Raw genomic sequence first — 14,969 nt, forward strand, 5'->3', positions numbered from 1 at the left:
GCCCGTTCCTATAACACAAACCTATTCAGGCGTGACGATAAAAAGACCTTGCCTTAAAAAAGACAAGGTCTCGCCCGATTACTTAGCAATAATGTACAAGTCTTTAGTATGTAAATTATCTAATGGATCTTTACCTGAATAACCACCCACATAAGGTTTAACTAAACGGGTGTTTACATAGTAGTAAAGTGGAACAATGGCCGAATCTTTATCTAATACGCCTTCAGCTTTTTGATAAATAGCGGCACGTTCGTCATCAGATTTCACACGTAAAGACTCTTTGATCAATGAGTCAAATTCTGTGTTTTTATAGTGAACGGTGTTGTTACTGCTGTAAGACAACATCATGTTCAAGAATGATGAAGGTTCGTTATAATCCGCACACCAGCCAGCACGTGCAACATCATAAGTTCCTTGGTGACGTGTATCTAAGAATGTCTTCCACTCTTGGTTCTCAAGAGACACTTCTGCACCTAAGTTTTTCTTCCAAATTGAAGAAGCGGCGATCGCGACTTTTTTATGTAAGTCAGATGTATTGTACAGAAGCTTAAATTTCAGTGGATTTGCTTTGTTATAGCCTGCTTCTTCTAATAATTGGCGTGCTTTTTCATTACGTTGTTCTTGAGTCCAAGTCGCAAACCACTCTGGTTTACTCTCTTTAATGCCGTCTGTGAATGGAGGGGTAAAGCCGTAAGCTGGAATATCACCTTGGTTTTTCACTTTATAAGTGATGATATCTCTATCCATTGAAAGCTTAAGTGCTTCACGAACACGCGGATCATTAAATGGTGCTTTCTCATTATTAATTTCATAATAATAAGTACATAAATATGGGCTTATACGCAATTCATCTGGGATCTCTTTTTTCAGCTTTTGGAAAAATTCGATCGGTAAATTGCTGTATGTCATGTCAATTTCACCCGCACGATAGCGGTTTACGTCAGTGACTTCTGATGAAATAGGTAAAAAAGTGACTTGGTCAATAACGGTACTTTTGTTATCCCAATAAGTTGGGCTACGTTCTAAAACAATACGTTCGTTGACTGTCCAGTCTTTTAAATCATAAGCACCATTGCCGACAAAGTTAGCAGGTTGCGTCCATTTTTCCCCAAATTTTTCAATGACTCTTTGGTTTACTGGCGACATGGAGGAGTGAGCTAATAATTTTGGTAAATAAGGCACCGCTTCAGATAAAGTGACTTCTAATGTGTTGTTATCTAATGCCTTAACACCTAATTCTGTGGCTTTTTTCTTACCGGCAATAATATCGTCAATATTTACGATATGCGCATATTGCAGATAGCTTTCATAAGGAGATGCCGTATTAGGATCAGCTAAACGTTGCCAGCTATAGACGAAATCTTGTGCTGTAACAGGTTCACCATTTGACCATTTAGCACCTTCACGAATTTTGAATGTCCAAACAGTAAAGTCTTTATTTTCCCAGCTAGTTGCAGAGCCCGGTAAAATTTCACCATCTGGACCAACAATCGTCACGCCTTCGAAAAGATCACGCGCTAATGCAGATTCAGGAACACCTTCGATTTTATGAGGATCAAGCGATTGTGGTTCAGAGCCGTTATTACGTACAAGCACTTGTTTTTCAGCTAATTTTACCCCATCAGGAACAACAGCAGCATTAGCTGTTAATGCTGATAATCCAAAGATTGCGCTTATAGCAATCGCCAACGCACTCTTTTTAGTTAAATTACTCATCTTATAAAATACTCCCAGTTAGTGAGTTGGTTGTTAGACAACCATTCTGTGATGTTCAGTTGTGTTTTAGAACGGTTTACACAACTTATTGTTTTTACAAAAAAATAAATCTTGCTTATTTACTATCAGTGCTTAATTGCCTGATAGCATTATAATTTTTTATGCCGGTAGCTTTTTTGTGTAGCTTTTTATTGTGTTACTACTTTTTAAATCACTTTTAATGATTCAAAATCGCACATAACTATAGAATATCGATAATTTACCAGTTTTAGTTATCTGCCTTTATAAAATAGCGCTTTAAGTCCGTATAATCAAAGGGGTCTTTACCTGTAAATCCGCCTACTTTTGGACTAACTAATCTAACACTGACACGATAATAAACAGGCACTATCGCCGAATCCTTGTCTAGCAAGGCTTCAGCCCGTTGATAGAGTTGATGACGTGCCCCTTTATCAACAGCAATTGAGGCATTATTTAATGCATCGTCGTAATCTTTATTTTCATAAAAAACGGTATTTAGACTGCTGGTGGAAAGAAACGAGTTTAAAAATGAGGTAGGTTCATTGTAATCTGCGCACCATGTTGCTCTTGCAACTTGGTAATTTCCTTGATTACGGTTTTCTAATGCCGTTTTCCATTCTTGATTTTGCAACGTTACATTTGCACCAATACTTTTTTTCCACATTGATGCGGCCGCTATTGCCTGCTGTTTATTTTGATCTGAAGTATTGTAGAGCAATGTGAAAGTCAACGGATTTTGACTATTAAATCCCGCTTCTTTTAATAATTCACGCGCCCTTTCATTACGTTGTTGTTGCGTCCAATAAGCCCATTTAGGAGCTTTAAAATTACCGTTACCAATAAAAGAAGGTGTAAAAGAGTAAGCAGGTATTTGTCCTTGCCCCATTATTTTTTCGGCAATCACTTCTCTATCAAGAGTAAGCTTTACCGCTTCTCGAACTCGCGGATCATCAAAAGGCGCTTTTTGATTATTTAATTCATAATAGAAAGTACATAAATACGGTGTGACATGTAAATTTTCAGGTTGCTCTTGCTTCATTTTTCTATAAAGAACAGGAGGAATAGCGCTATTAGTGATATCGATTTCACCACTGCGATAGCGGTTAACATCACTAGTTTCCGAGCTTATTGGTAAAAATATGGCTTGTTCAATAATGGTATTTTTATTATCCCAATAAAGTGGATTACGCTTTAAAGTCACCTTTTCATTTACAACCCAATTTTCAATAACATAAGCACCATTGCCAACGAAGTTTTCAGGGCGAGTCCAATTCACGCCATATTTTTCAACAATCTCTTTTTTAACGGGCTTTAATGGCGTGTGGCTGATCATATCGATTAAATAAGGAATTGGCTTTGTTAAACTCACCTGAAAAGTATGAGGATCAATCGCTTTCACACCTAATGTTTCAGGGGATTTTTTGCCACTAAGAATATCTGTAATATTTTCAACATAAGCATATTCGAGATAGCTGGCATAAGGTGAACCTGTTTTAGGATCTACCACTCGACGCCAGCTATAAACAAAATCTTCAGCAGTAACTGGGGAACCATCACTCCATTTTGCATCTTCTCGCAAATAGAATGTCCACACCTTGTTATCATCAGTTTCCCAGCGTTGTGCAACGCCTGGCATACTTTCACCATTCGGCCCAACATAAGTCAGCCCTTCTAATAAATTTAAAATAATATTAGTTTCTGGTGCACCTTCTACTTTATGTGGATCAAGTGATGAAACTTCAGTTCCGTTATTAATCACAATATTCTGTTGTTTCGCCAGAATAGTACCTTCAGGAAGAGTGACGGCATGAGAAAAAAAAGAGGTTAAGACAAGTGACATAATACTGAGTGGAAACACTGTTTTTAACGTAACTTTATTTTTCATGGGTACCTCTCCTAATAAACAATAATTTATAGCGGGGTCGCTCAATTAACGATAGGTATCGTTGTTAAATTTTGATTGTAATATTTATGACTCTTAGATATTTGCTGATATTAACGAGATAAAAATGATAACAACACACTTCTTTTTTACACTTATCGTAAATTTTGTCAATTAATGCGGTATTCTTATCACTTAACTTTATTGAGCCCTCTAGCGTTCTATATTGAGAAAATAAAAAATACATATCAAGAGAGGCAAAACAACAAATAAACATTAAATTAACATCATGCAAGTTTTATAGATAGAAAACCTACTTAGCTCACAAAATTAATATAATTAGGATGGCTTTTAACTGACTTGCAGAACTTTATGATGCTTTATTTGTAAAGAGTTTCTCTTTGAAATTAATTACAAATAACAATAAACTCATCTTTAGGCTGAATAACAATTCTAATCTAAAAATATTTATAGATTATTAAATATTCACTTTTATTGTTTATTTTTAAAATTTAATCTAAATGTTTAATTAAAATAAAAATAAAAAAATTTTTATTTATATTTCTATGAGTTAGATAAAAAAACCTCTTTAATATACATCTCGAATATTAAAGAGGTTTTTAATTTTAAAATAATAACTTCAAAATTTTTCAGCTACTAAGCCGACTTTGATTGAAACCATTGTAGCTTCTCATTCAATGAGACGACCTCTCCCACTATAATCAGTGCAGGGCTTTCCATTGTTTCTGCCATCTCTGCCAGTTGACGTAATTCACCAACAATCACTTTTTGTGTCGTTAATGTTCCTTTTTCAATAATAGCGACTGGCATTGTCGCGCACATGTTTTGGCTGAGTAACATTTGCTGAATATAATGGGCTTTACTTAATCCCATATAAAATACTAAAGTCTGATTTTTTTGTGCAATACATTGCCACTGTGCTTCATTTAATCCTTTGCCATGTCCCGTAATAAATCGAACACTTTGTGCATAATCTCGATGCGTCAAAGGAATACCTGCATAAGTCGTACAACCTGATGCAGCTGTAATACCGGGGATCACAGAAAATGGGATCTGATGTTCAATCAAAGCTTCTAGTTCTTCACTGCCTCGGCCAAAAATAAAGGGATCGCCCCCTTTTAATCTCACCACTCGCTTTCCCGCCATGGCTTCTTTGATTAAAATTTGATTGATTTCATCTTGAGGAACACAGTGAAAACCTGCTTGCTTACCAACATAAATACGTTGTGCATCTCTACGAACTAATGCCATTACTTCATCAGACACTAGTCTATCGTAAACCACCACGTCAGCTTGCTGGCACTGCTGTAAACCTTTAATGGTCATTAACCCAGCATCACCCGGCCCTGCGCCAACTAAAACAACGCTACCTAGAGGTTGCTGATTTTCAGATAACAGTGCGCTAATACGTCGCTCAATACCGACATCTCTTTGCGCTTCTATTTCAGCTTGTAATGATTTATCCGCGAAAAATTGCTCCCAAAAATAACGTCTGGCACTCATCGATGAAAAACGTTGTTTTATTTGCTCTCGTAACTTTCCGGCAAGTTGTGCTAGTGCACCAAGATAATTAGGGAGTAACTGCTCAATTTTTTCTCGCAAAATACGAGCGAGTACAGGTGCTTTTCCGCCCGATGAAATTGCCACCACGATAGGAGAGCGATCGATAACAGAAGGCATAATAAAGCTGGCTTGCTCTGGTGAATCAACCACATTACAAAATAGCTGTTTTTCCGTCGCTGTTTGAAAAACCTGTTGATTCACTTGCTCGCTATCCGTTGCAGCAATAACAAGCCATTTACCAGACAGATGATCCTCAGTGAATATTCCTGTGATGCAGTTTAGTTTTTGCTCTGTATGCCACTGCCTAAATTGCCTTGTAAATGAAGGTGCGACAACTGAAATAATAGCGCCCGCCTCCATAAGTAATCTCGCTTTACGTTCAGCAATCTCACCACCTCCTACTAATAAACAAGGTTTATCTTTTAGCTGACAGAATATAGGAAAGTAATCCATATTCGTTCCCCTATTTATTGTGATGACTTATTACGACTACGCACGCTAACAGTGTTACCTTCAACCTTGATATCAAAATGAGTGATCGAGAAATTCTCATCTTCAAGGCAAAAACCATCCGTTAAACGAAAATGCTGTTTTTTTAGCGGACTGACGATATACAGCTCATTTTCATGTTCAGCGATCAATCCTCGTGATAGAACGCTAGAATGTGCAAAGGGATCTATATTGCTTAACGCATATAAACGCGCATCAGAATAAGGACGAAATATGGCAACGTGATCTTGTTCCACCAGCGCACAAACACCCGTTCCCGGAGTAATATCATCTAATTGGCAAACAGCTATCCATTGGCTCATGATTGCGCCTCCTCAGTGATCTGTTTGATATCAATACGTTCATGTAAACGTGCGGGACGATGCTGAAATCGTTCTTTTACTGTTTGCACTGTTGGATCAGGCATTGGATTATTAATAAAGTGGGCAAACCGTTTTAATGCTTTTGGAGAATCAACTGTTTCTTTCCATTCACAAGCAACGCGTTCTTGTAAGGTTTTAAGTTCTTTTTCCAGTTGTGCATTTAAACCTAATTTGTCGTTAATTATGACATCACGTAAATATTCAATGCCGCCTTCTAAATTATCTAACCACACTGAAGTGCGTTGTAGCTTATCGGCAGTACGAATATAGAACATCATAAAACGGTCGATATAATGCACTAAGGTTTCTTCATCGAGATCGGAAGCAAAGAGATCTCCATGGCGTGGTTTCATACCACCATTTCCACCGAAATAGAGGTTCCAGCCTTTATCTGTGGCGATAATACCGACATCTTTACCTTGTGCTTCAGAACATTCACGAGTACAACCTGATACGCCAAATTTCATCTTATGAGGTGTTCTAATGCCTTTATAACGATGCTCTAGTGCAACGCCCAAACCGACACTATCACCCACACCGAAACGACACCAACTACTGCCTACACATGTTTTTACCATACGCAGTGCTTTTGCATAGGCATGACCAGTTTCAAAACCCGCCGCTATCAGTTTTTCCCAAATAGCGGGCAAATCCTGTTTGTGTGCACCGAACATCGCCATTCGTTGCGATCCCGTAATTTTGGTATACAAATTGTATTCTTGAGCGATTTGCCCAATGGCAATAATGCCTGCTGGGGTAATTTCACCACCAGGAGAGCGAGGAATAATGGAATAAGTCCCATCTTTTTGCATATTCGCAAGGAAGTTATCGTTAGTATCTTGCAGAGAAACTAAATCATCACGCAAGATATAATCATTCCAACATGAAGCAAGCAATGAACCGACGGTTGGTTTACACACTTCACAACCATAGCCTTGACCGTGTTTTTTCAACAACTCATCAAAGCTTTTCAGCCCTTCTACACGAATAAGATGATAAAGCTCTTGGCGAGAATAGTGGAAATGCTCACAAAGATGGTGATTAACTTCAATACCTTGTTTAGCTAATTCTGCATTTAAGACTTGAGTCACCAGAGGAATACAGCCACCACAGCCTGTGCCCGCTTTGGTTTCTGCCTTTATAGCAGCAACCGTATGACATCCTCGTTCAATTGCTTGAATAATGTCGCCTTTTGTAACATCAAAACAAGAGCAAATTTGTGCAGTTTCCGGTAGTGAATCAACACCGATTGCCGGCTTACTTCCAGCATGTGCGGGTAAAATCAAAGAGTCTGGGTGTTCTGGTAATTCAATGGTATTGAGTGATAGTTGTAAAAGATTGCCATAATCTTCTGTATCACCCACTAATACAGCACCTAATAGATATTTATTATCTTCACTAACAATCAGGCGTTTATAGATTTCTTTGCCTTCGTCCAGATAAATATAGCTACGACACCCTGCTTGTTGCCCATGAGCATCACCAATACCGCCGACATCGACACCGAGAAGTTTTAATTTTGCACTTAAATCAGCACCCTGAAAAACAGAGTGATGGCCTAATAAATTATCGACCGCAACTTGTGCCATTTTGTAGCCTGGCGCCACTAAACCGAAGGTTTTATTTTGCCAAGATGCACATTCACCAATAGCATAAATATCAGGATCTGTTGTTTGGCAATAATCATTAATAACAATGCCGCCTCGTGGGGCAATATCTAAATCACACTGACGAGCTAACTTATCTTTCGGGCGAATACCTGTGGAAAACACAATAAAATCAACTTCAAGAGAAGTACCATCTGCAAATTGCAGTGTTTTACGTGCGCTTTCCCCAGTTGATAATATTTCTTGGGTGTTTTTAGAGGTATGCACTTTTACACCCATACGCTCTATTTTTCGTTTAAGTTGCTCACCACCTAATGTATCCAGCTGCTCTGCCATTAAGGTTGGAGCAAACTCGATGACGTGAGTTTCAATACCTAAGCTTTTTAACGCACCGGCTGCTTCTAAACCTAACAACCCACCACCAATCACCGCCCCTTTACGACTAATACGTGCGCAAGATTCGATAGCGTTTAGATCTTCAATAGTCCGATAGACAAAACAGTCTGGCGAGTTATTTCCCTTAATTGGGGGAACCCACGGATAAGAGCCTGTAGCCATCACTAATTTATCGTAACTGACACAACGTCCGGTATTCGTGTGTACCACTTTTTCGTCACGATTAATGGTTATCACGCGCTCACCAATTAATACTTCTATTTGGTGTTTTTCGTAATAACCGTGTTTAACTAAGGAGAGCTCTTCAGCAGTGTGATGTGAAAAATAAGAGGAGAGATGGACTCTATCATATGCAACGCGAGGTTCTTCACAAAAGACAACAATATTAAATTCTTCATTGCCACCTTTATCAATCAACTCTTCGATATAACGGTGTCCCACCATACCGTTACCGATGATTGCGAGTGTTTTCTTGCTCATTTTAGCCTCAGATTTAAAGATTTCTAAGGCTAAAATACGAAACTACTTATAAGAAATATTGATGAATATCAAATACAGCTTAATCAATTCAGCTACTACAACTTAATAGTCAATGGGTTACTACTAAAGGAGTATTTCATCATCATCTTCTTGCGGTTAATTATTCTTCTACCATAATTAATTTTGGTCACTTATAACGAAGAGTTATATGTAAGCGTAATTAAAACTTTGCGCATTGGTCACGTTTTGCCTAAGTTAATTTCACAAAGTAATAATAATTAGAGCGTGTTAACCTTTTTTGCTTATTTTTACAGCAAGAAAACCGAGTAAAGCAAACGACTCAACGAGTATAGACATTGATTGCCATTAACAATGTCCACTTAAGATAAAAACAAGTGTTGAAAGCTGCCTTACAGGTTCGATTAAAAGACGTTTTACTCATTTTATTCTGCGTTGATAAACACTAGCTTAGTTCACTAGGCTAGTGTTTATCGCCTTGCCTAACATGCTTTTAATTCGAATAAAAATTGACCATAAAAGGCTAACACGCTCTAATAAGTTATTGACATAACGATTTTGGCTACACCGTTTCAGGGAGCGTCTCATGAAAGCAAAATTATTATCATTATTCGTTGTGGGTGCCCTTTCCGTACCGGCATTTGCAGCAACACCTGCTAATACATTAATTGTGGTACAAGGACTTGATGATATTGTCAGCCTTGATCCTGCTGAAAGTAATGAACTATCCAGTATTCAAACTGTGCCTAGTTTATATCAACGTATTGTTCAACCTAATCGTGATAATCCAGAAATTAATGAACCGATTTTAGTTGAAAGCTGGAAAGCGAACCCTGAACAAAAAACAATCGTATTTAAAATTAAGCCAGAGGCAAAATTTGCATCTGGTAACGCTGTACGTCCTGAAGATATTATCTTCTCTTATCAGCGTGCGATCACCATGAACAAATCACCTGCTTTTATTCTAAATGTGTTGGGTTGGAAAACTGATAACATTCATTCTCTGCTGAAAAAAGTCAGTGATAATGAATTAGAAGTACGTTGGACTGCTGATGTCAGCCCTGATGTTGTGCTAAATATCCTTTCAACACCAATTGCTTCTATTGTTGATGAAAAACTGGTTTCCGCTCATGTTAAAAATAATGACTTTGGGAATAGCTGGCTGAAGATGAACTCAGCAGGCAGTGGCGCATACAAAATGCGTGCCTATCAACCACGTCAAGCTATTGTGTTAGAAGCTAATCCACTTTCGCCAACTGGCGCACCTAAAATCGCAAATATTATTATTAAAAACGTGCCTGATCCGGCATCGCGTCGTTTATTAATTGAAAAAGGTGATGCGGATATCGCGCGTGACTTAGGTACCGATCAGACCGCAGCTTTAGCGGGTAAAACTGGTATCAAAATTTTAGATATTCCTTCTGCTGAGCAAGTTTATATGGCTTTTAATACTGCCAGTGGAAACCCAGCGCTGAGTAACCCCGCATTTTGGGAAGCGTCTCGTTATTTAATTGACTACAAAGGCATTACTGAAGATTTAATGCGTGGTCAGTACTTTATTCACCAAAGCTTCTTACCTATAGGCTTACCGGGTGCATTAAAAGATAATCCTTTTACTTTTGATCCCGAAAAAGCCAAAGCAATTTTAGCCAAAGCGGGTATTACCAATGCACGCTTTACGTTAGATGTTGAGAACAAAGTTCCTTACATCACTGTGGCGCAATCTATTCAAGCAAGCTTTGCTCAGGCGGGTGTACAAGTTGATTTATTACCCGCAGCAGGCAGCCAAGTGTATAGCCGTGTACGCGCTAAACAGCATCAAGCAGCCATTCGTTTTTGGATCCCTGATTATTTTGATGCGCACTCAAATGCGAGTGCCTTCGCTTATAATGATGGACAATCCAATACTGTTGCTTGGTTAAATGGTTGGAAAATTCCTGAGTTGAGTCAGCAAACTCTGTCTGCACTTAATGAAGCGGACAAAGTAAAACGCCAATCGCTCTATACTGAAATGCAAAAAGAGTTACAGCGTAGTTCACCTTATGTGTTTATTGACCAAGGCAAAAACCAGATAGTCATGCGCGATAACGTCAACGGTTATGCGCAAGGTTTGAATGCAGATATGGTCTATTATGACAAAGTAACTAAATAATATTTATTTTCCTAAAGCCATCCACAGTCATGTTACTGTGGATGGTCTATTTTTTGCTATTTCACTAGGCTATTGCTGTATGAATACTGCTATGACGTTACCTATTCGTCTAAAAGGTCAGTTAATTACCTTTGCTCAAGGAATATTGACTCTGATGCTGACTCTTTTAGGGCTTCTTGTCATCACTTTTACGCTTTCAGCTCTTTCACCCGTTGATCCTGTTTTACAAATTGTTGGTGATCACGCAAGCCTTGAAACCTATAACCAAGTAAAACATGAGTTAGGGCTGGATTTACCTATCTACATGCAGTTTTTTCATTATGTAGAAGCCCTGTTGCAAGGGCATTTAGGTACAGCAACATCAACAGGTCAACCCGTTCTTGATGATTTATTGGCGACTTTTCCCGCCACGTTAGAATTAGCAACCGTTGCATTATTGATTGGTGCCAGTCTGGGTATTTTATTCGGCGTTTTATGTGCGCGTTTTGTGGGAACACCGCTCGATTTTATTTTGCGAATTCTGACGCTATTAGGTAGCTCGGTTCCTATTTTCTGGCTAGGTTTGATTTTGCTATTGCTTTTCTATGCCACATTACAATGGACAGCAGGCCCTGGGCGATTAGACGATATTTATCAATTCACCATTGAACCCATAACGGGTTTTGCATTAATTGATACGTTATTAGCTGGTGATAAAGATGCTTTTTTTAATGCGTTATCACATCTTATTTTGCCCGTTTCTCTATTAGCATATTTTGCCCTTGCTTCTATTACTCGCTTAACTCGTTCAGCCTGCTTAAACGAAATGAATAAAGAGTATGTCACGTTAGCAAGAGCAAAAGGTATTGGTGAATTGCGTATTCTTTTTTATCACGTACTACCTAATATTCGTGGTGTCTTAATGACCATTATCGCCTTGTCTTATACTGGCATGTTAGAAGGTGCCGTATTAACAGAAACGGTCTTTTCTTGGCCGGGAATTGGTCGATATCTCACAACAGCACTTTTTGCAGGTGATACCACAGCCATTATGGGCGGTACTTTAGTTATCGGCTTATGCTTTGTCTTTATCAATAATATGACCGATATCGTTATTCGTTTGACTGATCCGAGGCTCCGCTAATGTCATCTCTATTTTTAAGAAAAATAGCGCGTTCGCCTTCTGCATTTATCGGTTTATCGTTGCTTATTTTACTGTTAATTATTGCTATTTTTGCACCTTGGTTAGCCCCTTACGATCCCAATTGGCAACATGCTGCCCAACGTTTATTAGCACCCAATGCTGAACATTGGCTAGGGACAGATAATTATGGGCGCGATATTCTTTCTCGACTTATTTACGGTACTCGCCCAATGCTAGGTTTAGTGGGGCTGGTCGCGCTTATTACGCTACCTTTAGGGTTATTAATTGGGATCTTATCTGGGTATTACGGTGGTTGGACTGAACGTATTTTAATGAGATTCACTGATATTGTGATGTCGATGCCTTCTCTTATTCTCGCCTTCGCCTTTGTCGCAATGTTGGGACCTGGTCTACTTAATGGTGCATTAGCACTGGCTTTAACTGCATGGCCGGCTTATGCACGACAATCTCGCAGTGAAATTCAGCATTTACGCAATAGTGATTACCTTGCTGCTGCCGAAATGATGGGAATTAAAGGTATCCGACTGTTATGGGGACATATCTTACCGCTATGTTTACCTTCAGCCATTGTGCGTTTAGCACTGAATTTGGCTGTGATTATTCTCGCAGCAGCCGGATTAGGCTTCCTTGGATTAGGTGCTCGCCCGCCGATGGCGGAATGGGGAGCGATGATCGCAGAAGGTATGCCCGTTATTTTTGATCAATGGTGGATTGCAGCTATTCCGGGTACGGCAATTTTAATCAGCAGTCTGGCATTTAATTTATTAGGTGATGGATTACGTAATGTATTGGGAGATACCCATGAATAAAACACCATTAATTGAGGTCAATAACCTCTCTATCGATTTTCCAAAGACAAGAGTTGTCAATAATGTCTCTTTTACTTTGGGTCAAGAACGTTTGGCGGTTGTTGGTGAATCTGGCTCTGGCAAATCAATGACCGCTCGTGCATTAATGGGGCTTGTTCGTCATCCGGGAAAAGTCAGCGCAGATACACTGAACTTACAGGGAAATAATCTATTAGATTTTTCATCTCGCCAATGGAATAACATCCGCGGTAATACAATTTCAATGGTATTACAAGATCCACGCTATGCATTAAATCCTGTAAAAACCATTTATCAGCAAGTAGAAGAAACTGTAAAACAACATCAAAAACTTTCACGCCAAGATAGGCGTCAACTTATCATCGATACCTTGCTGTCTGTCGGCTTACCTGAACAGAATATTTATCGTTATCCCGGTGAATTATCAGGTGGTATGGGGCAACGAGCAATGATAGCGATTGCGCTAATTAATAACCCGACTATTTTAATTGCCGATGAGCCAACATCTGCACTGGATGCTCAGTTACGTCATCAAATCCTTGAACTGATCACTACTCAGTGTGAACAGCGTAATATGGGTTTATTACTGATTAGCCATGATTTACCCCTTGTTGCTGAATATTGCGAGCGCGTCATGGTGATGTATCAAGGCGAGCAAGTTGATGAACTCGATGCTAAAGCGCTACCGACGGCGTCACATCCTTATACACGTACACTTTGGACATGTAGACCTAATGCAAGCACTTATGGCACTCAATTGCCAGTATTAGATAGAACGCTTAATTTTAAGGGGCTACATCATGCTAATTGATATTCATGATTTACATGTTCAATTTGAACAAGGTAAACAAGCAAAGCACGTTGTAAAAGGGATCAATCTACATGTTCAACAAGGCGAAACCTTTAGCTTAATTGGTCGTTCTGGTTGTGGAAAATCGACTGTGTTGCGCGTGATCGCAGGATTATTGCCTCATTGGCAAGGTGATATATCGCTTTTAGGGCAAAAAATTAAACCTCAACAACGTTTTCAAGGGGTTTTGCGTCGTAATATACAAATGGTGTTTCAAGATCCCTACGCCTCTTTACACCCTCAACACCGTATTGAGCGAGCGTTCTCTGAGCCTTTAAAAATCCACCAAATTCCTTTTGATAAAGAGACAATTGAGCAAGCATTAACCCAAGTTGGTTTGCCTGCCGATGTGACGAGTCGTTATCCACATCAACTTTCAGGTGGACAACGTCAACGTGTCGCCATTGCAAGAGCCCTTTTATTACAACCTCAACTATTACTTTTAGATGAACCAACTTCAGCGTTAGATATGTCAGTACAAGCCGAGATCTTAAATCTGCTTAACACACTGAAAAAACAGCATAATATGACTTATTTACTTGTCAGCCATGATGCAGATGTTATCGCACATATGTCGGATCGAGCTGCATTAATGGAAAATGGTGAATTAACACAACATTACGATCGAGATGCGTTATCAAAAGGGATACATCGTCTTGATTGAAATAAAAGAGAATAAAAGAAAGGAACCGAGCAGTATTACGTTATTAATACTGCTCGTTTTTAATAGTACTGTTTAGTCGTACCGTTTTTTAATTGTTCTGCGCTGTGTTTAAACTAATAAGCCCGGGAAAATAGAACGTAATCCGGTCACAATAAATTCAATACCTAACGACATTAATAATAAGCCCATTATACGAGTAACCACGTTAATGCCGGTTTGCCCTAAATATTTCACTAATAGTGTTGCGCTGCGAAACAGTAACCAACAACAAAATGCAAAAAAGATGCTGGTTGCGGCTAATCCTAAAAAGTTAGTAAAACCTTCCCAACGAGAACTCCACACAATACAAGAACTGATTGCTCCAGGTCCGGCCATTAATGGTAATGCTAAAGGCACAACAGCAACACTACTACGTACTGCCGATTCGTTTCGTTCCTGATTGTTTTGTTTATCTTCTCCTAAACGTCCATTTATCATGGTCATCGCAATAGTAACAATCAGCATTCCCCCTGCTATACGAAACGAGTCGATAGAAATACCGAAAATACTCAGTATAGAATCACCGATTAACAGAGAAGAAACTAAAATAATCGCAACGGAGCCATTCGCAATTAAGTTTGTTTTGTTACGCCCTGCATCAGTTTGATAACTCGTCATACTGATAAAGACAGGCAAAATACCAATTGGGTTTACAATCGCAAAAAGACCGACAAAAAATTTAATATAACCGGATAAATCCAGCAGTGACCCCATGAA

At 39.0% G+C, this 14,969-nt stretch carries 11 protein-coding genes; 5 read left to right on the forward strand and 6 right to left on the reverse strand.

The genetic code is table 11. The features are described from left to right. Positions 1–78 precede the first annotated feature (78 nt). The 5 genes from oppA to nirB form a co-directional block, all read right to left on the reverse strand. Positions 79–1,716, reverse strand: coding sequence for an oligopeptide ABC transporter substrate-binding protein OppA (oppA, locus tag NBG71_RS05230; RefSeq protein WP_250916600.1), 1,638 nt, complete (start codon positions 1,714–1,716; stop codon positions 79–81). A 268-nt stretch (positions 1,717–1,984) separates the two neighbouring features. Continuing rightward, a complete protein-coding gene (locus tag NBG71_RS05235; protein ID WP_075673765.1) occupies positions 1,985–3,622 on the reverse strand; it encodes an ABC transporter substrate-binding protein in 1,638 nt (545 codons plus the stop codon). Between the two features lie 654 nt (positions 3,623–4,276). Continuing rightward, a complete protein-coding gene (cysG, locus tag NBG71_RS05240; protein WP_099660520.1) occupies positions 4,277–5,656 on the reverse strand; it encodes a siroheme synthase CysG in 1,380 nt (459 codons plus the stop codon). A 14-nt stretch (positions 5,657–5,670) separates the two neighbouring features. Then, positions 5,671–6,015 carry a nitrite reductase small subunit NirD gene (gene nirD, locus NBG71_RS05245; protein ID WP_075673950.1) on the reverse strand — a complete coding sequence of 115 codons (345 nt, stop codon included), beginning with the start codon at positions 6,013–6,015 and terminating at the stop codon, positions 5,671–5,673. Further along, positions 6,012–8,558 carry a nitrite reductase large subunit NirB gene (gene nirB, locus NBG71_RS05250; RefSeq protein ID WP_075673951.1) on the reverse strand — a complete coding sequence of 849 codons (2,547 nt, stop codon included), beginning with the start codon at positions 8,556–8,558 and terminating at the stop codon, positions 6,012–6,014. Before nirB ends, nirD begins: the two co-directional genes overlap by 4 nt. A gap of 604 nt (positions 8,559–9,162) precedes the next feature. On the opposite strand from nirB, the gene NBG71_RS05255 reads away from it, so the two are divergent. The 5 genes from NBG71_RS05255 to NBG71_RS05275 all read left to right on the forward strand — a co-directional run bounded on the left by NBG71_RS05255 (position 9,163) and on the right by NBG71_RS05275 (position 14,213). Next, complete coding sequence (locus NBG71_RS05255; protein WP_250916601.1) at positions 9,163–10,728, forward strand: ABC transporter substrate-binding protein; 1,566 nt, start codon at positions 9,163–9,165, stop codon at positions 10,726–10,728. A 79-nt stretch (positions 10,729–10,807) separates the two neighbouring features. Further along, on the forward strand, positions 10,808–11,851 hold the full coding sequence (locus NBG71_RS05260) for an ABC transporter permease (RefSeq protein ID WP_191901309.1): 1,044 nt from the start codon (positions 10,808–10,810) through the stop codon (positions 11,849–11,851). Continuing rightward, positions 11,851–12,681 carry an ABC transporter permease gene (locus NBG71_RS05265; protein ID WP_250916602.1) on the forward strand — a complete coding sequence of 277 codons (831 nt, stop codon included), beginning with the start codon at positions 11,851–11,853 and terminating at the stop codon, positions 12,679–12,681. Before NBG71_RS05260 ends, NBG71_RS05265 begins: the two co-directional genes overlap by 1 nt. Further along, positions 12,674–13,510, forward strand: coding sequence for an ABC transporter ATP-binding protein (locus NBG71_RS05270; protein ID WP_159242012.1), 837 nt, complete (start codon positions 12,674–12,676; stop codon positions 13,508–13,510). The genes NBG71_RS05265 and NBG71_RS05270 overlap by 8 nt, the downstream gene beginning before the upstream one ends. Then, positions 13,497–14,213 (forward strand): ABC transporter ATP-binding protein, encoded by a 717-nt coding sequence (locus tag NBG71_RS05275; protein ID WP_180273037.1) that lies wholly within the window; start codon positions 13,497–13,499, stop codon positions 14,211–14,213. Before NBG71_RS05270 ends, NBG71_RS05275 begins: the two co-directional genes overlap by 14 nt. Before the next feature lie 108 nt (positions 14,214–14,321). Here the strand turns inward: NBG71_RS05275 and NBG71_RS05280 are convergent, their stop codons facing one another. Then, positions 14,322–14,966: a YchE family NAAT transporter gene (locus NBG71_RS05280; protein WP_036936397.1), complete on the reverse strand. Its 645-nt coding sequence runs from the start codon at positions 14,964–14,966 to the stop codon at positions 14,322–14,324. Between the last annotated feature and the right edge of the window lie 3 nt (positions 14,967–14,969).

The organism is Proteus sp. FZP2095, from assembly GCF_023701425.1.
Taxonomy (GTDB): Bacteria; Pseudomonadota; Gammaproteobacteria; order Enterobacterales; family Enterobacteriaceae; genus Proteus; species Proteus cibarius.